General features: G+C 69.8%; 28 protein-coding genes and 1 tRNA gene. 22 read left to right on the top strand and 7 right to left on the bottom strand.

Annotated features, from left to right (window positions below):
• Nucleotides 1-244: 244 nt before the first annotated feature.
• Both ABZ420_RS01625 and ABZ420_RS01620 read left to right on the top strand, forming a co-directional pair.
• Nucleotides 245-868 (top strand): TIGR03085 family metal-binding protein, encoded by a 624-nt coding sequence (locus tag ABZ420_RS01625; protein ID WP_357116026.1) that lies wholly within the window; start codon nt 245-247, stop codon nt 866-868.
• A gap of 117 nt (nt 869-985) precedes the next feature.
• Nucleotides 986-3,583 (top strand): DNA translocase FtsK 4TM domain-containing protein, encoded by a 2,598-nt coding sequence (locus ABZ420_RS01620; RefSeq protein ID WP_357116024.1) that lies wholly within the window; start codon nt 986-988, stop codon nt 3,581-3,583.
• Between the two features lie 6 nt (nt 3,584-3,589).
• Here ABZ420_RS01620 and ABZ420_RS01615 read toward each other — a convergent pair.
• Nucleotides 3,590-3,666, bottom strand: a tRNA-Leu gene (locus ABZ420_RS01615).
• A 768-nt stretch (nt 3,667-4,434) separates the two neighbouring features.
• Between ABZ420_RS01615 and ABZ420_RS01610 the strand changes: the two genes are divergently transcribed.
• Nucleotides 4,435-5,415 carry a TerC family protein gene (locus tag ABZ420_RS01610; RefSeq protein ID WP_357116022.1) on the top strand — a complete coding sequence of 327 codons (981 nt, stop codon included), beginning with the start codon at nt 4,435-4,437 and terminating at the stop codon, nt 5,413-5,415.
• A gap of 4 nt (nt 5,416-5,419) precedes the next feature.
• Here ABZ420_RS01610 and ABZ420_RS01605 read toward each other — a convergent pair whose 3' ends face one another.
• Entirely contained in the window at nt 5,420-5,704 is a 285-nt protein-coding gene (locus tag ABZ420_RS01605; protein ID WP_357116020.1) for a YciI family protein, read from the bottom strand.
• Nucleotides 5,705-5,731: 27 nt separating this feature from the next.
• The gene (locus ABZ420_RS01600; RefSeq protein ID WP_040867957.1) at nt 5,732-6,298 is read right to left on the bottom strand and encodes an amino-acid N-acetyltransferase; all 567 of its coding nucleotides are present in this window, start codon (nt 6,296-6,298) and stop codon (nt 5,732-5,734) included.
• Nucleotides 6,299-6,440: 142 nt separating this feature from the next.
• Here ABZ420_RS01600 and pgsA point away from each other — a divergent pair, with 142 nt between their 5' ends.
• The 5 genes from pgsA (at nt 6,441) to ABZ420_RS01575 (ending at nt 10,250) form a co-directional block, all read left to right on the top strand.
• Nucleotides 6,441-7,100, top strand: a complete 660-nt coding sequence (gene pgsA, locus ABZ420_RS01595) for a CDP-diacylglycerol--glycerol-3-phosphate 3-phosphatidyltransferase (RefSeq protein WP_357116018.1) — start codon at nt 6,441-6,443, stop codon at nt 7,098-7,100.
• Nucleotides 7,097-7,624: a nicotinamide-nucleotide amidohydrolase family protein gene (locus tag ABZ420_RS01590; RefSeq protein ID WP_357116016.1), complete on the top strand. Its 528-nt coding sequence runs from the start codon at nt 7,097-7,099 to the stop codon at nt 7,622-7,624. The genes pgsA and ABZ420_RS01590 overlap by 4 nt, the downstream gene beginning before the upstream one ends.
• Nucleotides 7,625-7,736: 112 nt before the next feature.
• Nucleotides 7,737-8,198, top strand: coding sequence for a helix-turn-helix transcriptional regulator (locus ABZ420_RS01585; RefSeq protein WP_357116014.1), 462 nt, complete (start codon nt 7,737-7,739; stop codon nt 8,196-8,198).
• A 199-nt stretch (nt 8,199-8,397) separates the two neighbouring features.
• Nucleotides 8,398-9,219 (top strand): phage shock protein PspA, encoded by an 822-nt coding sequence (pspA, locus tag ABZ420_RS01580; protein WP_357116012.1) that lies wholly within the window; start codon nt 8,398-8,400, stop codon nt 9,217-9,219.
• Nucleotides 9,220-9,359: 140 nt separating this feature from the next.
• Nucleotides 9,360-10,250, top strand: a complete 891-nt coding sequence (locus ABZ420_RS01575) for a hypothetical protein (RefSeq protein ID WP_357116010.1) — start codon at nt 9,360-9,362, stop codon at nt 10,248-10,250.
• Between the two features lie 11 nt (nt 10,251-10,261).
• On the opposite strand, the gene ABZ420_RS01570 is transcribed toward ABZ420_RS01575, so the two are convergent.
• Nucleotides 10,262-10,462, bottom strand: coding sequence for a hypothetical protein (locus ABZ420_RS01570; protein ID WP_062974059.1), 201 nt, complete (start codon nt 10,460-10,462; stop codon nt 10,262-10,264).
• Nucleotides 10,463-10,713: 251 nt separating this feature from the next.
• On the opposite strand from ABZ420_RS01570, the gene ABZ420_RS01565 reads away from it, so the two are divergent.
• The 7 genes from ABZ420_RS01565 to ABZ420_RS01535 all read left to right on the top strand — a co-directional run bounded on the left by ABZ420_RS01565 (nt 10,714) and on the right by ABZ420_RS01535 (nt 16,399).
• Entirely contained in the window at nt 10,714-12,231 is a 1,518-nt protein-coding gene (locus tag ABZ420_RS01565; protein WP_357116008.1) for a phosphatase PAP2 family protein, read from the top strand.
• A gap of 170 nt (nt 12,232-12,401) precedes the next feature.
• Nucleotides 12,402-12,566 carry a hypothetical protein gene (locus tag ABZ420_RS01560; RefSeq protein WP_357034056.1) on the top strand — a complete coding sequence of 55 codons (165 nt, stop codon included), beginning with the start codon at nt 12,402-12,404 and terminating at the stop codon, nt 12,564-12,566.
• A 74-nt stretch (nt 12,567-12,640) separates the two neighbouring features.
• Nucleotides 12,641-13,267: a PRC-barrel domain-containing protein gene (locus ABZ420_RS01555; RefSeq protein ID WP_357116006.1), complete on the top strand. Its 627-nt coding sequence runs from the start codon at nt 12,641-12,643 to the stop codon at nt 13,265-13,267.
• Between the two features lie 218 nt (nt 13,268-13,485).
• Nucleotides 13,486-13,659 carry a hypothetical protein gene (locus ABZ420_RS01550; RefSeq protein WP_039799283.1) on the top strand — a complete coding sequence of 58 codons (174 nt, stop codon included), beginning with the start codon at nt 13,486-13,488 and terminating at the stop codon, nt 13,657-13,659.
• A gap of 84 nt (nt 13,660-13,743) precedes the next feature.
• Nucleotides 13,744-14,901 carry a nucleotide disphospho-sugar-binding domain-containing protein gene (locus tag ABZ420_RS01545; protein WP_357116004.1) on the top strand — a complete coding sequence of 386 codons (1,158 nt, stop codon included), beginning with the start codon at nt 13,744-13,746 and terminating at the stop codon, nt 14,899-14,901.
• Nucleotides 14,902-14,963: 62 nt separating this feature from the next.
• Nucleotides 14,964-15,158: a DUF3046 domain-containing protein gene (locus ABZ420_RS01540; RefSeq protein ID WP_357116002.1), complete on the top strand. Its 195-nt coding sequence runs from the start codon at nt 14,964-14,966 to the stop codon at nt 15,156-15,158.
• The gene (locus ABZ420_RS01535; RefSeq protein ID WP_357116000.1) at nt 15,155-16,399 is read left to right on the top strand and encodes a phosphotransferase; all 1,245 of its coding nucleotides are present in this window, start codon (nt 15,155-15,157) and stop codon (nt 16,397-16,399) included. Before ABZ420_RS01540 ends, ABZ420_RS01535 begins: the two co-directional genes overlap by 4 nt.
• Before the next feature lie 4 nt (nt 16,400-16,403).
• On the opposite strand, the gene ABZ420_RS01530 is transcribed toward ABZ420_RS01535, so the two are convergent.
• Nucleotides 16,404-16,919, bottom strand: coding sequence for a CGNR zinc finger domain-containing protein (locus tag ABZ420_RS01530; protein WP_357115998.1), 516 nt, complete (start codon nt 16,917-16,919; stop codon nt 16,404-16,406).
• A gap of 154 nt (nt 16,920-17,073) precedes the next feature.
• On the opposite strand from ABZ420_RS01530, the gene ABZ420_RS01525 reads away from it, so the two are divergent.
• The 3 genes from ABZ420_RS01525 to ABZ420_RS01515 all read left to right on the top strand — a co-directional run bounded on the left by ABZ420_RS01525 (nt 17,074) and on the right by ABZ420_RS01515 (nt 18,927).
• On the top strand, nt 17,074-17,535 hold the full coding sequence (locus ABZ420_RS01525; RefSeq protein ID WP_357115996.1) for a VOC family protein: 462 nt from the start codon (nt 17,074-17,076) through the stop codon (nt 17,533-17,535).
• 75 nt (nt 17,536-17,610) lie between these two features.
• A complete protein-coding gene (locus ABZ420_RS01520; protein WP_357116453.1) occupies nt 17,611-18,453 on the top strand; it encodes a pyridoxamine 5'-phosphate oxidase family protein in 843 nt (280 codons plus the stop codon).
• 24 nt (nt 18,454-18,477) lie between these two features.
• Nucleotides 18,478-18,927 carry a nuclear transport factor 2 family protein gene (locus ABZ420_RS01515; RefSeq protein WP_357034068.1) on the top strand — a complete coding sequence of 150 codons (450 nt, stop codon included), beginning with the start codon at nt 18,478-18,480 and terminating at the stop codon, nt 18,925-18,927.
• Nucleotides 18,928-19,002: 75 nt separating this feature from the next.
• Here the strand turns inward: ABZ420_RS01515 and ABZ420_RS01510 are convergent, their stop codons facing one another.
• Nucleotides 19,003-20,412: an MFS transporter gene (locus tag ABZ420_RS01510; RefSeq protein ID WP_357115994.1), complete on the bottom strand. Its 1,410-nt coding sequence runs from the start codon at nt 20,410-20,412 to the stop codon at nt 19,003-19,005.
• A 98-nt stretch (nt 20,413-20,510) separates the two neighbouring features.
• Here ABZ420_RS01510 and ABZ420_RS01505 point away from each other — a divergent pair, with 98 nt between their 5' ends.
• The 4 genes from ABZ420_RS01505 (at nt 20,511) to ABZ420_RS01490 (ending at nt 24,134) form a co-directional block, all read left to right on the top strand.
• Nucleotides 20,511-21,533, top strand: coding sequence for an Lrp/AsnC family transcriptional regulator (locus tag ABZ420_RS01505; RefSeq protein WP_357115992.1), 1,023 nt, complete (start codon nt 20,511-20,513; stop codon nt 21,531-21,533).
• Nucleotides 21,534-21,702: 169 nt separating this feature from the next.
• The gene (gene recA / locus ABZ420_RS01500) at nt 21,703-22,746 is read left to right on the top strand and encodes a recombinase RecA (protein ID WP_040867937.1); all 1,044 of its coding nucleotides are present in this window, start codon (nt 21,703-21,705) and stop codon (nt 22,744-22,746) included.
• A gap of 259 nt (nt 22,747-23,005) precedes the next feature.
• The gene (recX, locus tag ABZ420_RS01495; RefSeq protein WP_357115990.1) at nt 23,006-23,590 is read left to right on the top strand and encodes a recombination regulator RecX; all 585 of its coding nucleotides are present in this window, start codon (nt 23,006-23,008) and stop codon (nt 23,588-23,590) included.
• Nucleotides 23,591-23,813: 223 nt separating this feature from the next.
• On the top strand, nt 23,814-24,134 hold the full coding sequence (locus ABZ420_RS01490) for a hypothetical protein (RefSeq protein WP_357115988.1): 321 nt from the start codon (nt 23,814-23,816) through the stop codon (nt 24,132-24,134).
• 235 nt (nt 24,135-24,369) lie between these two features.
• Here the strand turns inward: ABZ420_RS01490 and ABZ420_RS01485 are convergent, their stop codons facing one another.
• Nucleotides 24,370-25,272 carry an amino acid ABC transporter permease gene (locus tag ABZ420_RS01485; protein WP_357115986.1) on the bottom strand — a complete coding sequence of 301 codons (903 nt, stop codon included), beginning with the start codon at nt 25,270-25,272 and terminating at the stop codon, nt 24,370-24,372.
• Between the last annotated feature and the right edge of the window lie 16 nt (nt 25,273-25,288).

Raw genomic sequence — 25,288 nt, 5'->3', positions numbered from 1 at the left:
CAGCCCGTAACCCGGGGCATGCGGTTGCCGTCGTCTCCGCGCGCGGTGAAATCCGCTGGAGGGCAACGTCATTGCCGAACGTTGCGGGACGGAGCCGAGGGAGCGGAATGGTCCGAAGTTCCGCGGTCGGCCTCGCGCCGCCGGGGGCGCCCCGTCGTGGACACCCGGGTGGCACCGCGATTGCCGCGGTCGGGGACCGTCGCGCCGCGCGGCGGCGCCGCAGGGTGGTCGGTATGTTCGGGGTGTGACTATGGCACAGCGGGAACGCCGGGGACTCGTCGAAGCGATGGAGGCGGCGGGGCCGGACGCGCGCACGCTCTGCGGCGCGTGGACGGTGCGGGACCTGGCCGCGCACTTGGTGGTTCGCGAACGGCGGCCCGACGCCGCTGGGGGCATCATGGTGAAGCCGCTCGCGGGGTATCTCGACCGCGTGCAGGCGAAGGCGGCGAACAAGCCGTTTCCCGAGCTGCTGGAGCAGGTGCGGACCGGTCCGCCGTGGTGGTCGCCGCTGCGTCCGCTCGACGCGGTGGTCAATCTGTCGGAGATGTTCGTGCATCACGAGGACGTGCGCCGCGCCGAGCCCGGTTGGCAGCCACGCGAACTGCCCGCCGCCGACGAGGACCGGCTGTGGTCCATGCTGCGCAAGACGGCCAGGATGGCCTACCGCAAGGCGCCGGTCACGGTCGAGCTGGCGACGCCGGACGGCAGGCGCACGGTGGTGCGGTCGGCGTCCGAGGAGGTCGTCACGCTGACCGGTAGGCCCTCGGAACTGGTGCTGCACGCCTTCGGGCGGGACGAAGTCCGGCTGGAGACCGCCGGATCCCCGGAGGCCGTCCGGGCGGTGCTCGAGACAGACCGATCGGTCTGATTCGAGCGTTATCGCTTGGTCGCGGAGACCCCGGTGACCGGCGGAAAGCAGCGCGCGGCGCGACGGTACCAGTGTTGCGGATGGTCCGGATGGGGCGATTGCGGCTAGCCTGGGGCCATGGCAGGTAAGTCCCGCAGCACCCCGACGACTCGGGCGCGGGCGGGATCGGCGCGGGGGAGGACCACCACGGCACGGTCTCGCGCGGCGACGCCCCGCGCGGCCACGCCTAGAACGACCGCGGCGCCCCGCAGGCGTAGCTCCGCGGCCCGGCGTCCGGCGCGCCGCCCGTCGAACACCGCTCCGCTCGCGGTGTTCACGCGCGGTATCGGCAGCGGCTGGACCATGCTGGCCCGCGGGCTCGGCGCGACCACGCGCACGCTGAGCCGCGCGGGCGAGATCGAACACGGACATCGGCGCGACGGCGCGGCGCTGGCACTGATCGCACTGAGCGCCGTGATCGCGGCGGCGGTCTGGTTGTCGGCAGGCGGGCCGATCGGCCACTGGGTGGAGGACGTGATCCGCGCGATCGCCGGATCGGCCTCCGCCGCACTGCCGTTCGTCGCCTCCGGGATCGCGGTCGTCCTGATGCGTACCGAACCGCGCCCCGAGATCCGCCCGCGGCTGGTGCTCGGCGGCTCGCTGATCGGCTTGCCGCTCCTCGGGCTGTGGCATATCGCCGCGGGCGCGCCCACCGACGCGCACGGGCGTTCCCGTGCCGCCGGCTTCGTCGGTTTCGTCACCGGCGGGCCCCTGACCAACGGCCTCACCGCCTGGCTCTCGGTCCCGATCCTGTTGCTGGCGATCGTCTTCGGCGCACTGCTGGTGACCGGGACGACGGTGCGCGAGGTGCCGGAGAAGCTGCGGCGATACTTCGGCACCGAGACCGGTGGCGACGACTACGGCGAATTCGACGGCGAATACCGGGATTACGACCCGGCCGACTACGACGCCGACGGCTTCCCGGTGCATCGCACCACCGCCAAGCGGCGCGGTCGCACGCCCGCGGAGAACTACCCGCCCGACGAGTTCGGCGACCCCGACGCGGTCACCGAGGCGCTCGGCGAACCACCGCTGCGCGACGCCAAGCAGATTCCGGTCGAGGAACCCGCGCCGAAACCGAAGCCCAGGAAGCAGCGTCCGGCCGCGGTGGTGCAGGATCAGACGCCACCGCCGCCGCAACCGCAGCAACTGGAGTTCGTCCCCGATCGCGAGGTCGAAGGCGATTACACCCTGCCGCCGTTGTCGTTGCTGACCGACGGGGATCCGCCCAAGAAGCGCAGCGCCGCCAACGAATCGATGATCGAGGCGATCACCGAGGTGCTGGTGCAGTTCAAGATCGACGCCGCCGTCACCGGATTCGTCCGCGGCCCCACGGTCACGCGCTACGAGGTAGAGCTCGGGCCCGGCGTGAAGGTCGAGAAGATCACCGCGCTGGCGCGCAATATCGCCTACGCCGTCGCGACGGAGAACGTCCGGCTGCTCGCGCCGATCCCCGGCAAGTCCGCCGTCGGCATCGAGGTGCCGAACGCCGATCGCGAGCTGGTCCGGCTGGCCGACGTGCTGAAAGCGCCGAGCACCCGCACCGACCATCACCCGCTGGTGATCGGTCTGGGCAAGAACATCGAGGGTGAGTTCGTCTCGGCGAACCTGGCCAAGATGCCGCACCTGCTGGTCGCGGGCTCCACCGGTTCGGGTAAGTCGAGCTTCGTGAACTCGATGCTGGTGTCGCTGTTGCAGCGGGCGACGCCCGACGAGGTCCGCATGATCCTGATCGACCCGAAGATGGTGGAACTGACGCCCTACGAGGGCATCCCGCACCTGATCACGCCGATCATCACCCAGCCGAAGAAGGCCGCGGCCGCGCTGGCCTGGCTGGTGGAGGAGATGGAGCAGCGCTACCAGGACATGCAGGCCAACAAGGTGCGCCACATCGACGACTTCAACAAGAAGGTGAAGTCGGGAGCGATCACCGCGCCGCTGGGTAGCGAGCGGGTGTACCGGCCCTACCCGTACGTCCTGGCCATCGTCGACGAGTTGGCCGATCTGATGATGACCGCTCCGCGCGACGTGGAGGACGCCATCGTCCGCATCACCCAGAAGGCCCGTGCGGCGGGCATTCACCTTGTGCTGGCCACGCAGCGGCCGTCGGTGGACGTGGTGACGGGTCTGATCAAGACCAACGTGCCCTCCCGGCTGGCCTTCGCCACCTCGTCGCTGACCGACTCCCGCGTCATCCTCGACCAGCCGGGTGCGGAGAAGCTGATCGGCATGGGTGACGGCCTGTTCCTGCCGATGGGCGCGGGCAAGCCCACCCGGTTGCAGGGTGCGTTCATCAGCGACGAGGAGATCCACGCCGTCGTCGAGTTCACCAAGAACCAGGCCGAGCCGGAATACCAAGAGGGCGTGACCGCCGCGAAGGCCGGGGAGAAGAAGGACGTCGACCCCGATATCGGCGACGATCTCGACGTCTTCCTGCAGGCGGTGGAACTCGTGGTCACTTCGCAGTTCGGGTCCACCTCCATGCTGCAGCGCAAGCTGCGCGTCGGTTTCGCCAAGGCGGGGCGGCTGATGGACCTCATGGAGACCCGCGGCGTGGTCGGTCCGAGCGAGGGTTCCAAGGCGCGTGATGTGCTCGTGAAACCCGATGAGCTGGAAGGGTTGCTGTGGTCGATCCGCGGCGGCGGGGACGACGGCGATGCGGAGCCGCCGGAGTGATCCGGCTGGTTCCCTCGGCGAGATTCGAACTCGCATCTCCCGGAATCTAGGTCCGGCGCCTCTACCGATTGGGCTACGAGGGATGGGTCGGAATTCCGACAAAGAAAGGGGCCACTCCTCGGCGGTCGGCCGCGGAGTGACCCCTTCGTACGGGTCTGCGAAAGACACGTTCAGGGGCGGCTCCGCGCGCTCATCCGCCACGCGGATGGGGCCGATAGCACGGCGCGGGCATACGACTCACGGGCACCGCTCGGCGACCCCTGCCGCCGCTCCGTCCCGGTCATCGTCTCGCCTTCCTGTGGTCTGATCTTCGCCGCTCAGAAACTAACATCGGATGCCGGTGTCGGGAACCGATTTTGCTTCGCCGACGACCCTACCTGGTCGAGTTCTCCCGGGCCTGAAGGGTATAGCTCGACGGGTGGTCTCTCCGGGTACCGGGTCAGCCGCTCTTCGCCGTCCGGGCCGGTGGAATCAGGCCGGCAACACGGTCGTGGCGCCGAGCCGCGCAAGCGAAAGCGTGTCGGTGCCGATGTGGCAGCAGTCGCACACCGCGCAGTCCGGCGACGTCGCGACGCAGGGCGCAGATCGAACTGCGCCACGGTGCCGAAGGCGGGCGGGTCCGGCCGTGACGCGATGCATCGCCTGGTCGGCAATCCTGTGTGTGCGGGCGCGCGTTCGTCCCGGTCCGCGTGGTTCAGGGTGCGGTTCGTCGGGCACGCTGGAGGGCTGCGGCACGAAACGTCGGCTGAACGCATGTGGAATTATGGGCGGCAATCACCCCGCTACCGAGCCTTACCGGACAAAGCGGGCATTATGGACATCATGATCTTCGCTACCGATCGGCATGCCGCATGCACGTAACCGCACTCGAATGGGCCATCACCGTCGTGGTGATCCTCGGATTGTTCGTCTTCGACTTCTTCGCCCACGTCCGTACCCCGCACGAGCCGTCGTTCCGCGAATCCGGATTCTGGTCCGGGGTCTACATCGGGCTGGCGCTGCTGTTCGGCGGCGTGGTCGCCTGGCGGTGGGGCTCCACCTACGCGGGGGAGTACTACGCGGGCTTCGTCACCGAGAAGGCGCTCTCGGTGGACAACCTGTTCGTGTTCCTGATCATCATGTCCACCTTCGCCGTGCCGCGGATCTACCAGCAGAAGGTTCTGCTGATCGGCATCGTGCTCGCCCTGGCCATGCGCGGTGCGTTCATCGCCGTCGGCGCGGCCGCGATCAGCGCGTTCAGCTGGGTGTTCTACCTGTTCGGGCTGTTCCTCGTCTACACAGCGGTCAAGCTGCTGCGCGAAAGCGGCCACGAGGTCGAGGTCGAGGAGAAACGCGACAGCCGGATCGTCGCGCTGGCCAAGCGCGTGCTGCCGACCACCGACGAATACGACGGCGACAAGCTGGTGACCAGGATCGACGGGCGCCGGGCGGTCACGCCGCTGCTGCTGGCGTTGCTGGCGATCGGGTTCACCGATCTGCTCTTCGCGCTGGACTCGATCCCGGCCATCTACGGCCTGACCGAGCAGCCCTACCTCGTCTTCACCGCGAACGCGTTCGCGCTCATGGGCTTGCGACAGCTGTACTTCCTGATCGGCGGGCTGCTCGACCGGCTGGTCTACCTGTCCTACGGACTGGCCGCGATCCTCGCGTTCATCGGCGTGAAGCTGGTGCTGCACGCCCTGCACGAGAACACGCTGCCGTTCGTCAACGGCGGCGAGCACGTCGCGGTCCCGGAGATCTCCACGCCCGTCTCGCTGGGCGTCATCCTGGGCATCCTGGTGGTCGCGACGGTCGCCAGCCTGCTGCGGACGCGCGTGCGCGCCGACCGTTAGCCGGTCAGGACGCGAAGGCGCCGAAGACCGGGGCCCACTCCACGGCGCGGACGTCGTCGATCAGGTTCTCCCTGGCGAACGGATCCTGGGCGAGCAGGTCCTTCAACTGCCCCGCGTCCTCCGAGCGGAAGATCAGCAGCGCTCCGGACCCGTCCGGGTACGGACCGCTGCTGAGCAGGGCGCCCGACTCGAGCAGGCCGGCCAGCCAGGCCCGGTGCTCGGGACGGTGCGCGTCCCGGCCCGCGATGGTGGATTCGGAGTAGACGTAGTGGACGGCGAAGATCGGCACGGGTATCGCTTTCCTGTAAGGACGGACTCAGAGCGTCAGCAGCATCCGAGTATTGCCGAGAGTGTTCGGCTTCACATAGCTCAGATCGAGGAACTCGGCCACGCCGGTGTCGTAGGAGCGGCACATCTCGGCGTACACCTCGGCGGTGACCGGGGTGCCGTCGATCTCGACGAAGCCGTGCCTGCCGAAGAACTCCACCTCGAAGGTCAGCACGAACAGCCTCTGCAACTCGAGTTCGCGGGCCACCGCGACCAGTCGCTGCACGATGAGCTTGCCCACACCGGAGCCCTTGACGTCGGGGTGTACCGCGACCGTGCGCACCTCCCCGAGGTCGGCCCACAGCACGTGCAGCGCGCCGCAGCCGACGACGCGGCCGTCCAATTCGGCGACCCAGAACTCCTGCACCGCCTCGTAGAGGGTGACCAGGTTCTTCTCCAGCAGGATCCGGCCCGCGTAGACGTCGATCAGGCGCTTGATCTCGGGCACATCGGAGGTTCGCGCGCGTCGGACGACCGGGAGGGAGCTCTGCGCGGCAGAAGCCGCGCCCGGATACGCGTCGCTGGTCGAACCACCTAATGGTCCCCGAGAGGTCATGGGGTGCACAGTAGTCGGCCCGGCTACCGATACTCTGAACGTGTGCCGCGGATCAACTCGTTCAGCTCATCGCGTCGCGCCGGGTGGCGCGCCGTGCTGACGAGGCGGCCGTGACCGAGCCTGTCGCCGGTGAGGCGAAGGCATGAGCGTACAACCCGACGAGACGGACCGCCCCTGGAGCGCGCCCGCCCCGCTCCGTCCCGGCTTCGCACCGGCGCAGGCCGAGACCGGGCCGCCGCTGCTGAACATCGCGAACGTGCTCACCATGCTGCGCATCGCGATCGTGCCGCTGTTCGTCGCGGCGCTGTTCGTCGGGGATGGCCACGAGACCGGCTGGCGAGTCGCCGCCGCGGCGCTGTTCGGCCTCGCCGCGATCACCGACCGGTTCGACGGGCAATTGGCCCGCAAATACGGCCTGGTGACCGATTTCGGCAAACTGGCCGATCCCATCGCGGACAAGGCGCTGATCGGGTCCGCGGTGATCGGGCTGTCCCTGCTCGGTGATCTGGCCTGGTGGATCACCCTGGTGATCTGCGGTCGTGAGATCGGCATCACACTGCTGCGTTTGATCGTGGTGCGGCGCGGCGTGATCCCGGCCGGACGCGGCGGCAAGCTCAAGACGCTGGTCCAGTCCCTGGCGATCGCCATGGTGCTGTTGCCGCTGTCCGGCTGGTCGGCCGGGATCGGCATGCCGCTGATGTACCTGGCGGTCGCGCTGACCGTGGGCACCGGACTGGACTACGTCGGTCAGGCGGCCCGGGTGTGGTTCGCGGGCGGCCCGGGGCGGACGCGCGGCGTATGAGCGATCCGCTGATCGCCGACGTGCCCGCCATCGATCTCGTGCGTGCACTGGTGACCGTGCGGCAAACCGTGGCCACCGCCGAATCCCTGACCGCGGGCCTGCTCGCGGCGACCATCGCCGGGGTGCCCGGCGCCAGCGCGGTGCTGCGGGGCGGTCTGGTGGTGTACGCCACGGACCTCAAGCACAGCCTCGCCGGTGTCGACGCGGAGGTCCTCGAGACCGAAGGACCGGTAGCGGCGAGCACCGCCGAACAGTTGGCCGTCGGCGCCCGCACACGCTGCGGCGCGGACTGGGGGGTCGGCCTGACCGGCGTCGCGGGCCCCGATTCGCAGGACGGGCATCCGGTCGGCACGGTCTTCCTCGGACTGGCCGGTCCCGGGCATACCGAAGTGATGCGGTTGAAACTCCCCGGCGACCGGTGGACGATCAGAATCGGTGCGACGCGCACGGCGGTGTCGGAATTGCTGCGGTGTGTGCGGGAGGCGGGCTCGGGCCCGGCCGACCGCGTCGGGCGGAGCGGCTGAGGTGTCCCGGACGGGAACCAACCGCCCCGGCTCCGACGTTGTGCCAGAAAGAACGGCATGCGTGGGGCCGAGAATCGTGTCGGCCCGGCGACCGGGAGCGAAGGAGAACGAGATGACGCTGCTGCGAGAGGCCATCGGGGACAGTCTGCGGCGTGCGCGTCTCGCCCAGAACCGGACCTTGCGCGAGGTGTCGACCTCGGCGCGGGTCAGCTTGGGCTATCTCTCCGAAGTCGAGCGCGGTCGCAAGGAGGCCTCCAGCGAACTGCTGGCCGCCATCTGCGAAGCGCTGGACGTCCCGCTGTCACGGGTGCTGTGGGATGTGAGCACGCTCATGGCGGGGGTCGACGGGCCGACGGCCGGTGCGCCCGCGGACGACGCGGCGGCCTCGGCCGCCGTCGAGTCGGAGCGGACGGCGGCCGAACCCGCGGCGCAGGACGAATCCGCGCCCGCTCCGGCGACGGCGAGCATGTCGGCGGCCGACGCGGCCGCGCGGCCGCTGCCGCTGGCGGAGGATACGCGGATCGTCATCCCCGCTCCGCGATCGGACATGCTGGTCCTGGTGAAGGGCGTGTGACGCGCTACGAGACGTGGCCACGGCGGCAACGCTGCGGGCCGCCGCGGAAAGCGGATAGATTCTCCCTAGGCGTCGATCGGGCCGGGTTCGCCCGGCCCGGGTGCCGCATGATGGAGGATAGGCACATATCGGGTGCGTGACGGTCGCGCACTGGAGTCGCGCCGGAGCGCGGCATGTCAGATGGAGGCGGGATCAATCGATGGCTAGTCCGTTCGTCAAGGCCTGGAAATACCTGATGGCCCTCTTCGATTCGAAGATCGAGGAGCACGCGGATCCGAAGGTCCAGATTCAGCAGGCTATCGAGGAAGCCCAGCGGCAGCACCAGGCCCTCTCCCAGCAGGCCGCGTCGGTCATCGGCAACCAGCGTCAGCTGGAGATGAAGCTGAACCGGCAACTGGACGAAGTCGAGAAGCTCAACGCCAACGCGCGCCAGGCCGTCCTGCTGGCCGATCAGGCCACCGCGGCGGGCGACACCGAGAAGGCGATCCAGTACACCAACGCCGCCGAGGCGTTCGCGGCGCAGCTGGTCACCGCCGAGCAGTCCGTCGAGGACCTGAAGGTGCTGCACGACCAGTCGCTGCAGGCCGCGGCCCAGGCCAAGAAGGCCGTGGAGCAGAACGCGATGCTGCTGCAGCAGAAGGTCGCCGAGCGCACCAAGCTGCTCAGCCAGCTGGAACAGGCGAAGATGCAGGAGCAGGTCTCCGCCTCGCTGCAGCAGATGGATTCGACGCTGTCGGCGCCCGGCAGCACGCCCAGCCTGGACGCGGTCCGCGAGAAGATCGAGCGCCGCTACGCCAACGCGCTGGGTGCCGCCGAACTCGCGCAGAACTCGGTGCAGGGACGGATGCTCGAGGTGCAGCAGGCCAGCATCCAGATGGCCGGGCACAGCAAGCTGGAACAGATCCGCGCGTCCATGCGCGGCGACCAGCTGCCGGCCGGTGGCGCCCAGCCCGCCATCAATCCGGCGCAGGCGAATACGGCACAACCGCAGATGAACAAGGGGCAGGCCGCGCAGCAGTAACCGCCGCGACCGGGCGTTCGCCAACGCGTGTCGGTGGGGGCTGGTTCACTGGAAGACAAGGCGTGGGGACCCGACCGGCCGGCCGTCGGCCGAGTCGGGTTTCGGTCTGTCCGATGTGTGCAACCGGTGGGAGAGAAGGTATGAGCGGCAGTGTATTTCGCGAGCGGCAGCTCGACGCGCGGCGCCTGCGCGGGTCGGCGATGATCCGGGCACAAGCCGCGCTCGCGCCACAGCCGGGCAGCCTGCCGGACAGTCTTCGTGAAGTCGGCGAGAACGCGCTCGTCGCGGTGCGGCGCTGGGCCGATCCGCGGGAGCGTGAGCTGCGCCGCCGCCGCAGGGCTCGCAGGCGCAGCTTCCAGCTGGGCACGGTGTCCGGCCTCACCACGGCGGGAACCGTTGGCCTCGTTGTCGTTTCCGCGCCGGTGTGGGCCGTGGTCATGGTCGGCGGCGGCGCGGTCGCGCTGGTCACCGGTGCGGCGCTGAGCACTCGCCGCTACCTGCGGCTGCGGGGCGCACCGCTGCCGCAGGCGGCGTTCGTTCCGCGCAAGCAGCCGCCGTTGTGGTCGATCGCGCGCCCGTCGATCGCGCGTCTGGTGCGCGCGGAGAAGGCCTTGCGCGCGATGGGCGCTCAGATCGCTCGCTCGCATCGGCTGCCCACCGACGAACTGGCCGACATGCTCGAGACGGCCGCCTCGGGCGCGGCGGCGCTGCACGCGCTGGCCGCCGACATCACGGCGATGGAACAGGGCCTCGGCGCCATGGGAAGCGCGAATTCGCCCGCGGCGGTGGCACTCACCGAGAACCTGCGGCTGACCGCGGCCAGGCTCGACGCGGGCGTCGCGGAGTACGAGCAGGTCGTCGCCGCGGCGGGCCGGATTCTCGCGGTTCCGGAGAACACCGTGGTGCGCCACCACTTCGACACCATTGTCGCGGATCTGCGCCACGCCTCCGACCGGTTGGACGGGTGGGCCCAGGCCCTCATCGAGGTGGCCGACAAATCGGTGCCCGCGTCGCCGCGGCCACCGATCTGATCGGACCCGTTTCAGTTCTGCCGGTCCCGGCGGCGGAGTTCCTCGGCCCGGGCGCGAAACGCAGCGCCCATCAGTTCTCGGCTCTCGGCCATGAGATCGAGCACCTCCCAGGACGCCTTACGGGCGGCCGATCCGACGATCCCCGCGATCGCCGAACCGTGCCGCCGTGCCGCGGCCGCGAGTTCCTGCGCCAGCTCGTTCGTGTTTTCCATCGAGTCCCGGCCGTCACCTGAGATTCGGTGCATGACTGTGTGCTGATTGGGGTGTCTGCGTCATTCGATCATCCCTTCCCTGTTGTCGCGCAACGCCACTGTGCGTTCGAGATCAGAGTACATCCGTGCACTGAAATGGCGTACTGGCCGGTTTGTGGCAGCGCCGCCGGCGTCCGCGAACGCCTGAGCGGGCGGCCTCGGGCGCAGCGGTCGCCCGGACGCGGCGCCCGCGCGGTCGGTAGGCTGCGGCGATGCGGCTTCTCTCGACTCGCGGGCACGACGGTGGGGTGGTCGGACTGACGAGCAGCCTGGATCGCTGGCTGGTCGGCCGCAGTGCGCGCGTGCGGCCGACTCCGGCGGACCGGGTGCTGAAGGCGTTGAGCACCTCCGCTGACAAGAGTCGCTTGTGGATCGCGCTAGGGGCGGTCCTGTTCGTGGCCGGGGATCGCTCGACCCGGCGCGGCGCGGTGCGCGGGCTGCTCGCGCTGAGCATTGCCAGCGGCGTGGCCAACGGCGTGGCCAAGCCGCTGTTTCCGCGCCGCCGTCCGCCGGATGAGTCCGTCCCGTTCGTGCGCAGGCTGGTCACACCGCCGGTCTCGTCGTCGTTCCCGTCCGGGCATTCGGCTTCCGCGGCCGCCTTCACGACGGGCTTGGCGCTGGAATCTCCCATGGCGGCCGCCGCGGTGGCCCCGGTCGCCGCCGCGGTCGGCTATTCGCGCGTGCACATCGGCGTGCACTGGCCGTCCGACGTGGTCGCGGGCGCGCTGTTCGGCGGAGCGGTCGCGCTGGTCACCCGGCGGTGGTGGGCGGTGCGCGACGACGGGCCCGCCACCCTGGGGCCGGTCGAGCACGTGGATCCGCTGCCGGGCGGCGCCGGGTTGCTGCTGATCGGCAATCCGCACGCGGGATCGGGCGGCGGCGACGCGCTCGCCGCCCTGCGTGACCGGCTGCCCGTCGCCGAGGTGCTCGAGCTCGGCGGCGACGAGGATGTCGAGGCGCGGGCCGGTGAACTGCTGCGGGGCGACGACATCGCCGCGCTCGGCGTCGTCGGCGGAGACGGGACGGTGTCCGCGGTCGCGGAGTTCGCGGTGCGCCACCGGTTGCCGCTGGCGGTGTTCGCGGGCGGCACGCTCAACCACTTCGCCAGGGATGCCGGAGTGGAGGACGCCGAGGTGACCCTCGCCGGGCTGGAATCGGGCGAAGCGGTCCGCGTCGACGTGGCCGAGGTGTGCTTCGATGACGCCGAGCGGCGAGTCTTCGTCAACACCGCCAGTCTCGGCGGTTATCCCGACTTCGTGCGGGTCCGCGAGCGCTGGGAGCGCCGGATCGGTAAATGGCCCGCCGCGGGGATGGCCATGGTGCGTGTGCTGTTCCGGGCCCAGCCGCTGCACGTCACCATCGACGGCGCCCGCGCCGCGCTGTGGATGCTGTTCGTCGGCAACGGCACCTACCACCCCGCCGACCAGATCCCGATGTCGCGCCCTGAGCTGCACGGCGGCACCCTCGACGTCCGCTACCTGCGCGCCGACGTCCCCTTCTCGCGGCTGCGGCTGGTCTTCGCGACGTTCACCGGCACGCTGGAGTATTCGCCCACCTACCGGCACCGCCGAGTCTCCCGCGTGGACGTGCGGCTGGCCGAGCAGCCGGTCTCCTTGGCCACCGACGGAGAGGTGGACCACCGCGGCAAGGACTTCCGGTTCACCAGCGGGCCCTCGGCGCTGATGCTGCTCAAGGGGGCTTCCGATACCGCCCGGCGCGGGCTGCGGTGATCGTCTAGATAGCTGTTTGATTGCTATCCCGCCATATCGGTCGCGCCGAGTCGGCGAATTGCGGCTTGTACTGTTTGATCGTGACACTCGAGGGTAGTTGCCACCCTGTAGCTGATCTCTTCCGGCTTCGTCTGGGGCCGGGAACATGCACTACTGGGCAGGAGCACGTCATGCTTGATGTTTCCTACCGTCGATCGCTGCTCGACCAGGACACGCAGCGGCTGGATGTCAGCCGGTATCTGTCGTGTGAGACCGCCGAGGACCCGGTGCGGCTGTCGCGCAGAGCGCAGCGCGTCGCAGGCCCCGACGTCACCGATCGACCCACAAGCGATTGAACCCTTTTCTCAGCACGTGCGGTGGTCGGCCGCGTTCGGGCTGCCCGTCGCACGGACGAACTGCGGAGGAACCCATGACTGAAATGCTGGAAACGCTCATCGGAAGCTCGGTGTACGGTCCCGAAGGCGAGAAGATCGGCAAGGTCAAGCGGGTCTACGTCGACAACAGCTCCGGGTCACCCACCTGGATCGCGGTGTCCACCGGCCTGTTCAGTGCCGACGCCCTGGTCCCGCTGGCCGGGGCCGAGCACCGCCCCGAGTCGGCCACATTGCAGGTGCGGGTCGGCAAGGACGCGGTGAAGGCCTCGCCCCAGCTCGACCACAACGGGCAGATCAGCCCGCAGGCCGAGCAGGAACTGTTCGATCATTACCAGATCGACCCGGAGCAGGCCGCCTGGGACGTCTACGGCAGGCAGCCGGTGCCGCAGCCGCGGCGAGCCCGCCCCGAGATGACTCGCCCGCCGGAGGAGCGCGCCGGACAACCGGGAGACGCCCCGGCCCGGATGCGGACCTATCCGGGAAGCGAGGAGGAGACGCTGCGGATGCCGCCCGCGGGCGAACGGGCGCGTGTGGGACGCGAGCCGCTGATCGACTCCTACGCCGTCGACACGGCGGATCTCGGTATGCGGGAATCGGATGGCATGGCGCATGACGACTCCGTGACCGGAGACCTCCCGGACGCCGAGCGCCGACGGGGCTGATCGGGCGGGTGGGACCCGGTCGCGCCAACCGCGTGGCCGGGGCCCGTTCCGTTCGCCCGCGCCACATGCCGCGAGAAAACCCCGATCGGTGCGCCACGGGCGAGCGACCAGGGTCCGGGGGAACCCTGATTTCTACCCCCATATCCCGCCTCACCTGGTGATTCACACTCATTCGGATGCCATGCTCGAAGCGTAAACGGACTTCGGAAGGCATCGAAATGTTGTGGAAGATCATCGGTATCGTCGCGGTCGTCTGGATCGCGCTGGCGGTCATCGGCGCGCTGATCAAGGGCCTGTTCCCCATCTTGGTGATCAGCGCCATCGTGTTCGGGCTGTACCTGCTGTACAAGGCGGTGTCGGGCTCGGACAACTCGACGGTGAGCAAGCTGTAGCGGGAGAGGCGGCGGCGCCTTCGACTCCGCGGCGCCGCGAAGCGGGTGTGATCGGCTCGCACGCGGGTGTGGCAGGCTAGGCGGATGCGAGTAGCCGTCGTCGCAGGGCCCGATCCCGGTCACGCGTTCCCCGCTATCGCGTTGTGCCTGCGGTTCTCGGCGGCCGGTGACGAGCCTGTCTTGTTCACCGGTCCGCGCTGGTTCGACGCCGCCCTCGCCGCGGGCATCGGCGTGCGCAGACTCAAGGGCCTGGCGCCGCGGCCGGTGGACGACGACGCCGACGCGGGACAGCGCATCCACGAGCGGGCCGCGCACATCTCCACCGAGATCCTGCCCGAACTGAGCGCCATGCTGCCCGAACTGGTGATCTCCGACGTGCTGACCGCGGGCGGCGGGATGGCCGCGGAGCGGCTCGGCGTCCCGTGGGTGGAACTGTCCCCGCATCCGCTGTATCTGCCGTCGAAGGGTTTGCCGCCCATCGGAAGCGGGCTCGCCCCCGGCGCGGGTCTGCGCGGGCGGATGCGCGACGGTGTACTGCGCGGCATGACCGCGCGTGCCCTCCGGAACGGGCGCCGCCAGCGCGAGCGGGCCCGCGAGAGCGTCGGTCTCCCTGCCGTCGACCCCGGTCCCGCCGCTCGCCTGATCGCCACCCTGCCCGCACTCGAGGTGCCGCGCCCCGACTGGCCGGAATCCACCCACGTGATCGGCCCGCTGCTGTGGGAGCCGACCGACGCGATTCTGGACCTTCCGCCCGGTGACGGACCGCTGGTCATGGTCGCCCCATCGACCGCGCACACCGGCGTGGCGGGCATGGCGGAGACCGTACTCGAGGCTCTGGACGGAACCGGTGTCCGCGTGGCGATCTCGATGCTGGACGCGCCGCCCGCCGACCTGCCGCCGTGGGCCACGGCGGGGCTGGGGCGGCAAGACGAACTGCTGACCCACGCGTCCGTCGTCGTGGGCGGCGGCGGCCACGGCCTGCTCGCCAAGACCCTGTCCGCGGGCGTCCCGATCGTCACCGTTCCCGGCGGCGGCGACCAGTGGGAGCTGGCCAATCGGGCTGCGCGGCAGGGCAGTTCGATCGTCGTCCGGCCGCTGTCGCCCGATGCCGTCCGCGCCGCGGTTCAGGAAATCCTCGCCGACCCCCGCTACACCGCGGCGGCCGGGGAGGCCGCGGCCACGACCGAGTTCCCGGATCCGGTAGACCTGTGCCACCAGGTCCGCCACGCCGTGCACTACTGATCGACTCGGGTGCCGGGTGCCACTGACCTGGCGACGCGCGGAATGGGAGTAAGTTCGGGACGGTGCGGTTGACCGAGTTCCAGGAACTGTTGCACACCGAGTTCGGTGTGGCCCGGGGCGACGCCCTGCTGGCCGACCATGTGATCCCCATGCTGGGCGGGCGCACCGGCGCCGCCGCCATCGAGGCCGGGATCGATCCCCGCGACGTGTGGCGCGCCTTGTGCGCCGAATTCGACGTGCCCAGGGCGCGCTGGTGAGCGCCCCGGGGCGGGTGGAGCGGGACGAGCCGCTGTACCGGTTCGACGAGCGGCAGCGGATGATCCCGCACGACCCGCAGCGCCTGGCCGCCCGGGTGGCGCAGGCCCGCCCCGACGACTTCGCCGGCTACCGGCAGACCGGCATCGAGCTGATGTTGCTCGGCCGCTACGACGAGGCGCTCGATCACCTCGATCGCGCGCTGGAACTGGTGGACACCGAGCGGCGCAGGATCAGTGTCTGGATCAACCTGGGTGACGTCTACCGCTACCGCGGCGACGTCGGCACCGCCGAGACGTTGTACCGCCGCGCCGTGGCGCACGCGCGAGCGGCCGCTCCGGAAGTGCTCTCCTTCGCCGTGCAGCACTTGGGCAAGGCGCTCGCCGAGCGCAATCACCTGACCGAGGCGCGCGCGCTGCTGACCGAGGCGATGCGGCTGCGCGTCGCCGAAGGCGATCCCGAGGAGATCGAAGCCACCCGCGCCGCGCTGGACACGCTGGGCGAGCTGCCGATCCCGTTGCCGCCCACCGTCGCGGCGCTGTTCGGCGAGGCGTCGAGCTGGTCGGACGAACACGAGGGCCTCAGCGGTGGGGTGGTGTCGGTCGACGGCGCCTACTGGCTCAAACGCGGACCGAAGGCGGTCGCCGAGTACGAGCGGCTCACCTGGTTGCGCGAGCACGGGATCGCCGTACCGGAGGTCGCGGCGTTCGAAGACGACGTCCTGGTGCTCACGGACGCGGGCGCGCCCAGCCTGGCGGCGCGAGCGAACTCCGGCAGCGCGCACGCGGCGTCGATCGGCGCCGTGCTGGGCGGGCTACTGCGACGGCTGCACAGCATTCCGGTGACCGAGTGCCCGTTCGACGGCCGCCTCGACGTCGTTCTGGCACAGGCGCGCCGCAACGTCGTCGAAGGGCTCGTGGACGCGGAGGAGTTCGACGAAGACAACCGCGGAACCACCCCGGCGGACGTGCTCACCCGGCTGCTCCGGCAGCGGCCGACGGGGGAGGACCTGGTGGTGGCGCACGGTGATTTCACCCCGCCGAACGTGCTGGAGAACGAGATCCTGCTCGACGTGGGCGCACTCGGCGTGGCCGACCGTTACCGCGATCTGGCACTTGCCGTCCGCGATCTGCGCGCGGACTTCGGCGACGCGGAAGTGACGGCCTTCTTCGCGGCCTACGGGCCGGCCGAGCCGGAGGAGAGCCGCTTGGAGTACTACCGGCTGCTCGACGAATTGTTCTGAAGCTTCATCCTTTGCGCGCATAGTGGCGAGCCGCTTTGGTGCGGTTGCCGCAGGTGGCCATGGAGTGCCAGCGGCGGGTTCCGTTCTTCGAGGTGTCGTAGAAGAACAGCACGCACTCCGGGTGCGCGCACTGACGGATCCGATCGGGCGCGGCGCGCAGCAGTTCCAGCAGGTTGTCGGCGGCCAGCCACGCGGGCAGCCAGGCTTGTTCCGGCACGTCCGCCAGGTCGGCGGGTCCGGTCTCGGTGAGTGCGCGGCGGATGCGGCCGTGCGCCAGCACGTCGTTGAGCCCCGCGGGGGAGGCGTGCACCACCACGTCGTAGATGGCTGTGCGCGCGGCCAGTACGGCGTGCAAGGTGGGCTCGTCGGCGCTCGCGCGATCGGTGAGGCCTGCGGTCGCCAGCCAGGTGCGCAGGCCGGCGACCTCGGTGAGCAGGTCCTGTGGTCCGTGCTCGATCCATCTCGTGTTCAGCAGATCGAGCGCCAGTGGTTCACCGAGGTGGGGGCGTGGATCGGGCATGCCCGAGGGTATCGAGTGCGCGTCGAAGTCCAAGGCGGCCACCTCCCGTCTAACTGATCAAATCATTTTAAGTGGTTGACGCGAGTGGTGTCGGTGAGTATGTTTCTAACTGTCATAACCGTATTTAACGGTTAAACATTCCGAGGAGGAACTCATGACCGCGGTCGCCGCACCTCAGCTAGCCACCGGGCACATCGGCCTGAACGTCTCCGATCTGGATCGTTCGGTGGACTTCTATCGCCGGGCCCTCGGCTTCGAGCAGCTCGCCGCGAGCACCGACGACCAGCGTCGCTGGGCCTTCCTCGGCGCGGACGGCAAGCTGGTCGTCACGCTGTGGGAACAGAGCGATGGTGCCTTCTCCACCGAAACGCCCGGCCTGCATCACCTTTCCTTCCAGGTCGACAGCATCGACCAAGTGCGCGCGGTGGAGCGGGTGCTGCGTGAGCTGTCGGTGGCCTTCGCGCACGACGGGGTGGTGGCGCACGGCGAGGGCGTCGCCTCGGGCGGGATCTTCTTCACCGATCCCGACGGCATTCGCCTGGAGGTCTACGCGCCCAGCGGCGCACAATCCGCGCCCGCGCCCAGCGGCGCCGCTCCGACCTGCGGTTTCTTCTGATCCGGTCGTCCGCCTAGCGAAGGGAGCATCGTGTCTGAGCCGTTTCATCGCGGAGAGGTCGCCGTCCAGCGCCGGATGGGCCAGGCGGACATCGCCGAACGGGTCGGCCGCATGATCCGTCCCGATATCCCCGCGGTCGCCGCGGGGTTCCTGGCCGAACAGCGGATGGTCGTGCTCGCCGCCGCCGACACGGCGGGCAGACTGTGGGCGAGCGAGCTGGTCGGGCAGCCGGGTTTCGTCCGGGCGTTGGACGACCGGACGATAGCGGTCGGCGTCCGGCCCGCGGCCACCGATCCGTTGCACGAAGCGCTGACCCATCGCTGCGGCGTCGGCATGATCGCCCTGCAACCGCAGCGGCGCAGGCGGATGCGGGTCAACGGCAGATCGACGCCGGAGGGCGCGGGCCTGCGCATCGTCACCGACCAGGTGTACTCGAACTGTCCCAAGTACATCTCCCGGCGTGAGGTCGAGAGCTATACGCCCGCTGCCGAGGCGCCGGTGGTGCGTCACGGTGCCGAACTCGATGCCGACCAGCGGGCCGCGATAGCGGCGGCCGACACGTTCTTCGTCGCGACCGCGGACGCCGACGGCAACGCCGACGCCTCGCATCGTGGCGGAAATCCGGGCTTCCTCCGGGTGCTTTCGCCCACGCGGCTGCGCTGGCCGGATTACCGGGGCAATTCGATGTTCATGACGCTCGGCAACATCGAGGTCAACCCCCGGTGCGGGATCCTGATCCCCGATTGGTCCACGGGCGCCACATTGCAACTCACCGGCACCGCCGAGTTGATCTGGGCTCCGGAGACTTTCGCGGCAGGCGCACAATGCTCCCTCGACTTCACCGTCGAGGAGGTGCTCGAGCGGCCCGGGGGAGCGCTGCGATGGGGGCCTGCCGAACTGTCGCCCGTCAACCCCTGAACCTCACGAGAAAGGAGCCGTCCCATGCGACCTCCCCTGCCACCGTTCGACGCGGAATCAGCGAAAGCCAAAGTGCGGGCCGCCGAGAACGCCTGGAACACCCGCGATCCGGAGCGGGTCGCCGCCGCTTACACCGAGGACTCGGTGTGGCGCAATCGTGCGGAGTTCTTCACCGGCCGCGCCGCCATCGTCGAGTTCCTCACCAGGAAGTGGTCCATCGAGAACGGCTACGCGCTGCGCAAGGATCTGTGGGCCTTCGAAGGCAACCGAATCGCGGTGCGCTTCCAGTACGAATGGCACGACGAGTCCGGCCGGTGGTTCCGCAGCTACGGCAACGAGCAGTGGGAGTTCGCGCCGGACGGGCTGATGTCCCGGCGGGAGGCCAGCATCAACGACGTCCGCATCGAGGAATCCGAGCGGCGCATCTTCGGGCCGCGCGATCCGGGCGACGAGACGGTGCTGCCCCAGCACTGAGGAAGTCCTCCGGGCCACGCGGGCACAGGAGACGGCGGCGCCCACGCGCCGCCGCCTCGTCGTCTCGGATCGTGGTCAGGCGGCGACGGCCTGCCGCTGGGCTTCGGATGGCTCGGCGTTCGCGCGCTGCCGGTGGAACAGGGCGAAGGCGACCAGCCCGAATCCGACGCCCACCGCGGCCGCGACGCCGAACGCCGCGTCGAGCCCGGCGACGAAGCGAGACAATGTCATCGGCTGCTCGGCGGTCGCCACACCGCGGAACACGGTGCCGAGTACCGCGACGCCGAGGGCCAAGCCCAGTTGCCGCGCGGTGTTCACCGCCCCCGCGGCCGTGCCGGCCTGCTCCGGGGCGACGGCCGCCATGCCGACCGACACCAGCGCGGGCGCGTTGACGCCGATCCCGAGGCCGATCACCACGAATCCGGGGATCAATGCGAGCCAGGAGGACTCGGGGCCCACGAGCATGAGCAGCCAGGCGCCCAGGCCGACCACCACCAACCCCGCTCCGATGGTCCACTTCGGTGCGACATCGTGCAACAGCCGCCCGAACGCACCCGCGACCACGAACGCGGTGGCCGCCATCGGAAGCATCGCCAGGCCCGCGTGCAGTGGTGACATGTGCAGTTGCTGCTGCAGCCACAGCGAGATCAGGGGACTGCTCGCGAACGCGGCGAACGTCTGCCCGGACGCGCCGAACAGGGTCGCGGCGAAGTCGCGGTTGCGCAGCAGCGCCAGGGGGAACATCGGCGCGGCACCGCGCGCCTCGACGAAACCGAAGACCAGCGCCGCCGCGGCGCCGACGGCGAACGCGATCACCGCGGCCGGGTCGGTCCAGCCGTGCTCGCCACCGCGGATGACGCCGTAGGTGACCGCCGTCGCGGCGGTCGCGAACGACAGCATGCCCCGCACATCCACCATTCGGTCGATCCGCCGCGGGGAGGGTGGGAACACCGTGGCGGTCAGGCCGATCGCCAGCACGGCGATGGGCAGGTTGACGAAGAAGATCCAACGCCACGACAGCGCCTCGGTGAGGACCCCGCCGAGCACCACGCCGATTCCCGCCGCCGCTCCGGACACCGCGCCCCAGACGCCGAAGGCGACGCCGCGGTCGCGGCCGGTGTAGGTGGCGTGCAGCAGCGACAGCGTGGTGGCGAACATGGCCGCGCCGCCGACGCCTTGCAGCGCCCGCGCCGCGACGAGGACCGCCGCGGACCCGGCGACGCCGCAGCCGAGTGACGCGACCGCGAAGACGACCAATCCGGCCAGGTACGCGCGCTTCGCACCGGCCCGGTCGGCGAGCGAGCCCAGCACCAGCAGCAAGGCCGCCAATGCCAAGGCATAGCCGTCCACCACCCACTGCAAGCCGGACAATCCGGTGTCCAGATCGGCGGCGATGTCGGGCAGGGCGACGTTCACGATGGTGACGTCGATCAGCAGCATCAGCGTGCCGAGACACGCGGCGAACAAGGGGAGCCATTTCCTCACGGGAGCCTCCACGGCGGATTCGAATGATTTCGACGCCAAGCGTGCGGTATTCGGAGAGATCCCCCTAGTCACCCGGCTGCGGGCGTTAGATTCTTCCAGTGCTCGACGAAACCTCGACGGAATCCTCCGAATTGGATGTCTTGGACAAACAGATCATGCAGGCGCTGGTGCATGATGCCCGGATCCCGTTCGCCCGGCTCGGCGGCATCCTCGGGGTCTCCGAGCAGACGGTGGCGCGGCGCTATCGCGCGCTGCGTCAGCGCGGCATCCTGCACGTGTCCGGGCAGGTGAACGCGGCGCCGCTCGGCCACGCGCGCTGGGTGCTGCGCCTGAGATCGACACCGGACAAAGCGCTGCGGCTGGCCGAAGCGCTGGCGCGGTTCCCGGACCTGAGCTGGGTGACACTGCTGTCCACCGGTTCCGAGGTGACCTGTGTGGGCAGGCCGCGTTCGATCCAGCGGCGCGACGCGCTGCTGCTGCACATCCTGCCGCGCGCCCCGCAAGTGCTGGAACTGACCGCGCACGAGGTCATCCACCGTTTTCCGCTCGACGAGGAGTGGCCGCGCCATCGGCACCTGCTGACCGCCGCCCAGCTCGACGAGCTCGGCGCCGCCCGGCCCCGGCCCGCGGACGCGGGGCCGGAGACGCCGGTCGATTTGTCCGCGGCCGACGAGGCGATGCTCGCGCTGCTCGGCCGGGACGGGCGCGCTCCGTACGCCCAACTCGCCGCCGAAACCGGGTGGACCGCGCCGCGGGTCGCGCGGCGGATGGCCGAGCTGACGGCGGCGGGCGTGCTGTACTTCGACGTCGATTTCGCGATCGAGCGGATGGGCTACGGGGTGCGCGGCGCGCTGTGGCTGCGCGTGCGTCCCGCCGATCTGGACGCGGTGGGGCACGCGATGGCGACGCATCCGGAGATCGTCTTCGTCGCCGCCACCACCGGACCGTCGAATATGTTCGCCTCGATCATCTGCCGCGACACCGCGGACCTCTACCGGTACGTGACCGGGCGGCTCGGCGCGCTGGACGGGATCACCGGCCTCGAGGTGACGCCGTCGCTGCGCGTACTCAAGCAGGCGCAGACGCTGCTGGACACCGACCGGATCGCGCTGATGCCCTGATCGCACGGCGTTTGCCGAGGACGGCGCGGGCGGTGCGGAGGGCGCCGGGCGCGTCACTTGACTCGAACACCTGTTCGTCTAGTCTGGTCGCCAGAACTTGTCGGTGCCGGGCTCTACTGTAGGCGCCAACCACAGAACGAGACTCACCCGTCGAAAAGGGGATCAGGACATGGCACCACAGGCGTACGACCGGGACAAGGCGCTCGAACTCGCGCTGGCCCAGGTGGAGAAGAGCTTCGGCAAGGGCGCCGTCATGCGCCTGGGCGAGGAGGCGCGCCAGCCCATCTCGGTGATCCCCACCGGCTCCATCGCACTCGACGTGGCGCTGGGCATCGGCGGCCTGCCGCGCGGCCGCGTCGTCGAGATCTACGGTCCGGAATCCTCGGGTAAGACCACCGTGGCGTTGCACGCGGTGGCCAACGCGCAGGCGGCGGGCGGGGTGGCGGCGTTCATCGACGCCGAGCACGCGCTCGATCCGGACTACGCCCGCAAGCTGGGCGTCGACACCGACGCGCTGCTGGTCTCCCAGCCCGACACCGGTGAGCAGGCGCTGGAGATCGCCGACATGCTGGTGCGCTCCGGCGCCATCGACATCATCGTCATCGACTCGGTGGCCGCGTTGGTGCCGCGCGCCGAGATCGAGGGCGAGATGGGCGACAGCCACGTCGGTCTGCAGGCGCGTCTGATGAGCCAGGCGTTGCGCAAGATGACCAGCGCGCTGAACAATTCCGGCACCACCGCGATCTTCATCAACCAGCTGCGCGAGAAGATCGGCGTGATGTTCGGCTCGCCGGAGACCACTACCGGCGGTAAGGCGCTGAAGTTCTACGCGTCGGTCCGCCTGGATGTGCGCCGCATCGAGACGCTCAAGGACGGCAGCGACGCGGTGGGCAACCGCACCCGCGTGAAGGTCGTGAAGAACAAGGTCTCCCCGCCGTTCAAGCAGGCCGAGTTCGACATCCTCTACGGGCACGGCATCTCCAAGGAGGGCTCGCTCATCGACATGGGCGTCGAGCAGGGCTTCATCCGCAAGTCCGGCTCCTGGTACACCTACGAGGGCGATCAGCTCGGTCAGGGCAAGGAGAACGCCCGCAAGTTCCTGCTGGAGAACATCGACGTCCGCGACGAGATCGAGAAGAAGATCAAGGAGAAGCTCGGCATCGGTGCCGACGTGACGGCCGACGCGGCCGCGGAGGTGCCCGCCGATTTCTGAGCCGACGAACCGCCGCCGCTCACCCGGGGCGTCTTCGGCCGACCCCGGGGCCGACGTCGTGCAGGACATGCGGCGCCGGCTGGAAGAACTCCTGTCCGCCTCCGGCTCCCCGAATGGTGGCCGGCCGCGCGGACAGGATTCCGAACTCGTCCGGAGTACCGAAGGTGGTTCGGTTGCGCCGGACACCCTGGGAACTCGGCCGGACGCGTCCGATCCGCAGCGGGCGCGTCCGGCTGGGTCCCGTCGCGGTCACCGCGGCATGCGGGGGCGTGCCGGCTCGTCCTCGACCGACTCCGACCGGCCCGAGGGCCGATCGGCGGATCCGGTGGCGGCCGGATCCGAGGGCGGGACGGCCGAGCAGGCGAAGGAGGCGTGTCTCCGCTTGCTCGCCGTCCGCGCCCGCAGTCGTGCCGAACTGGCCCAGCGTCTCGCCGCCAAGGGGTATTCGCCCGAGGTGAGCGAACGGACGCTCGATCGCCTCACCGAAGTGGGCCTCATCGATGATGCCGCTTTCGCCGAGCAATGGGTGCATTCCCGCCACGCCTTCTCCGGTAAAGGCAAGCAGGCGCTCGCTCAGGAACTGCGGCGCAAGGGCGTCGCGCAGTCGGATGCCGCCGCCGCCCTCGACGCCATCACCACCGACGACGAGGAGGCGCGGGCCGGTGAGCTGGTCCGCCGCAAATTACGCTCCTTGCCGCGAGACCTGGACCGGGACAAGATGATTCGTCGTCTCGTCGGCATGCTCGCTCGGCGCGGATACAGCCAGGCCACGGCCTATCGGGTGGTCAAAGCCGAATTGGCCGATCGAGGGGTCGAAAGCGACCTCGACGAGCCCGTCGACTGAGCTTCCGGCTCATGGCCGCTCGCGGTAGCGGCGCGCCACGCTTCACCAGCTCGGTAAGACAGCGGCTCGGCCTCGGCCGCGCGAAGCCGTATCCCGCTCACAACTGCGTTCCACGCCGGTCGGATACGCGGGATACGGATGGTAGGTGCGGATACCGGCTCGGTGCCGCGCCCGCGGCTAGCGGAATCTGGGGCGGCTGCGGCGTTTTCGATCACTTCGCTGATTGTCGCTGCTCGGACAGCCGATCGGGGCGCGGCCCGCGGCGGTCGAGGTCAGCACCCTTCGTACCGCCGCCGCGGAGGTGCACCGCTGCGTGGGTTTCGGCTGCGGCATCGCCGGTCTACCCCTCTCCGGTGTCGGCGGATGGACCGGCGGCCTCGATACCCGCCTCGGCGGCGCGTTCGTCCTCCGAGGATGCAGCGGTTTCGATCACCCCGACCGCGCCGCGGATCCCACCGGCCGCGTGCCGGATGAAGCCGCCGACCCGTGGGGGGCCGGCGCGGCGCAGTTCGCCAGGGAAGGGGAACGACTCGTCGAACAGTAGGTCGGAGGTACGGCTGGTCATCGATCATCAACTCCCGCAGGTACGAAGCACTGATGACCGTCCCACCGGTCGAATACCGGGGATCGGCGTATGCCTACGAGATTGGCGGGACGCCGCCGAGTGCACGAGTGTTGCGCTCAGCTCGAGCACAACACCCCGGCGCCTCCATCGGTGCCGCCCGATATCGCCGCGCAGTAGCCGGTTCGACTGCGCGGCAACGACTCCGCCGGTCGGCTCAGGGCTTCTTGCCGATGTCGACGCCGGGTGCCGCGTCGGTGATGATCGAGTCCGCGGCGACGACGGCGCCGCCGCCCTTGCCACGTTTGCGCGCCCGCAACCGTCGTTCGAGCCTGGTGGCAACGAGCGTCAACGCGCTGTTGAGGGCGATCATGATGATCGCGATGATGATCAGCGCCGGAATCGTGTTCTGCTCGGCCGCGCCGAGTTGCTGGCCCGAGCGCACCACCTCGACGTAGGTGATCTGGTAGCCCAGCGCCGAGTCCTTCAGCGCGACCACCATCTGCGAGATCAGCGCGGGCAGCATCGCCGTGACCGCCTGCGGCAGCAGGATCAATCGCATCAGCTGGTTCTTGCGCATGCCGAGCGCGACCGCCGCCTCGGTCTGTCCTTTCGGCAGCGAGCGGATGCCCGCTCGCACGATCTCCGCGATGACCGAGCCGTTGTAGATGGTCAAGGCGGTGACCACCGCGGCGAGCGCGAGATCATCGGACTTGAACACGTCGTACTCGGAGTACACGGCGAACAGGAAGATCATCAGAATCAGCACCGGGATGGCACGCGCCACCTCCACGATCGCCCCCGCGACCCAGCGCACGATGCGATGATCCGACAGCCGCAGGACGCCGAAGACCATGCCGAGGATCAACGCGAACACGATGGACAGCAGCGCGGCCACGATCGTGCCGCGCAGACCGGGCAGCAGATAGGTCGACCAGACCTCGGCCTCCAGGAACGGCTTCCACTTCTCCGCGGTGAACTGCCCCTTGTCGGCGAAACCGCGGTAGAGCAGCCAGCCTGCCGCGGCCACCACGGCCAGTACCAGCACCGAGTAGATATTGTTGCGCAGTCTCGCCTTCGGGCCCGGCGCGTCGAACAGGACCGAAGCGCCCGCGCTCATACCCGCGCCTCGCTGA

Origin of the sequence: Nocardia sp. NPDC005745 (assembly GCF_040630775.1) — a bacterium.
Taxonomy (GTDB): domain Bacteria; phylum Actinomycetota; class Actinomycetes; order Mycobacteriales; family Mycobacteriaceae; genus Nocardia.
The sequence above is the reverse complement of the archived record's forward strand: the minus strand, read 5'-3'. Positions and strand labels throughout refer to the sequence as shown.

Coding starts and splice junctions, on each gene's coding strand:
- ABZ420_RS01620 (WP_357116024.1), top strand. CDS start 986: ATGGCAGGTAAGTCCCGCAGCACCCCGACGACTCGGGCGCGGGCGGGA.
- ABZ420_RS01610 (WP_357116022.1), top strand. CDS start 4,435: ATGCACGTAACCGCACTCGAATGGGCCATCACCGTCGTGGTGATCCTC.
- ABZ420_RS01600 (WP_040867957.1), bottom strand. CDS start 6,298: ATGACCTCTCGGGGACCATTAGGTGGTTCGACCAGCGACGCGTATCCG.
- pgsA (WP_357116018.1), top strand. CDS start 6,441: ATGAGCGTACAACCCGACGAGACGGACCGCCCCTGGAGCGCGCCCGCC.
- ABZ420_RS01590 (WP_357116016.1), top strand. CDS start 7,097: ATGAGCGATCCGCTGATCGCCGACGTGCCCGCCATCGATCTCGTGCGT.
- ABZ420_RS01585 (WP_357116014.1), top strand. CDS start 7,737: ATGACGCTGCTGCGAGAGGCCATCGGGGACAGTCTGCGGCGTGCGCGT.
- pspA (WP_357116012.1), top strand. CDS start 8,398: ATGGCTAGTCCGTTCGTCAAGGCCTGGAAATACCTGATGGCCCTCTTC.
- ABZ420_RS01575 (WP_357116010.1), top strand. CDS start 9,360: ATGAGCGGCAGTGTATTTCGCGAGCGGCAGCTCGACGCGCGGCGCCTG.
- ABZ420_RS01570 (WP_062974059.1), bottom strand. CDS start 10,462: ATGGAAAACACGAACGAGCTGGCGCAGGAACTCGCGGCCGCGGCACGG.
- ABZ420_RS01565 (WP_357116008.1), top strand. CDS start 10,714: ATGCGGCTTCTCTCGACTCGCGGGCACGACGGTGGGGTGGTCGGACTG.
- ABZ420_RS01560 (WP_357034056.1), top strand. CDS start 12,402: ATGCTTGATGTTTCCTACCGTCGATCGCTGCTCGACCAGGACACGCAG.
- ABZ420_RS01555 (WP_357116006.1), top strand. CDS start 12,641: ATGACTGAAATGCTGGAAACGCTCATCGGAAGCTCGGTGTACGGTCCC.
- ABZ420_RS01550 (WP_039799283.1), top strand. CDS start 13,486: ATGTTGTGGAAGATCATCGGTATCGTCGCGGTCGTCTGGATCGCGCTG.
- ABZ420_RS01545 (WP_357116004.1), top strand. CDS start 13,744: ATGCGAGTAGCCGTCGTCGCAGGGCCCGATCCCGGTCACGCGTTCCCC.
- ABZ420_RS01530 (WP_357115998.1), bottom strand. CDS start 16,919: ATGCCCGATCCACGCCCCCACCTCGGTGAACCACTGGCGCTCGATCTG.
- ABZ420_RS01525 (WP_357115996.1), top strand. CDS start 17,074: ATGACCGCGGTCGCCGCACCTCAGCTAGCCACCGGGCACATCGGCCTG.
- ABZ420_RS01520 (WP_357116453.1), top strand. CDS start 17,611: ATGGGCCAGGCGGACATCGCCGAACGGGTCGGCCGCATGATCCGTCCC.
- ABZ420_RS01515 (WP_357034068.1), top strand. CDS start 18,478: ATGCGACCTCCCCTGCCACCGTTCGACGCGGAATCAGCGAAAGCCAAA.
- recA (WP_040867937.1), top strand. CDS start 21,703: ATGGCACCACAGGCGTACGACCGGGACAAGGCGCTCGAACTCGCGCTG.
- recX (WP_357115990.1), top strand. CDS start 23,006: ATGCGGGGGCGTGCCGGCTCGTCCTCGACCGACTCCGACCGGCCCGAG.
- ABZ420_RS01485 (WP_357115986.1), bottom strand. CDS start 25,272: ATGAGCGCGGGCGCTTCGGTCCTGTTCGACGCGCCGGGCCCGAAGGCG.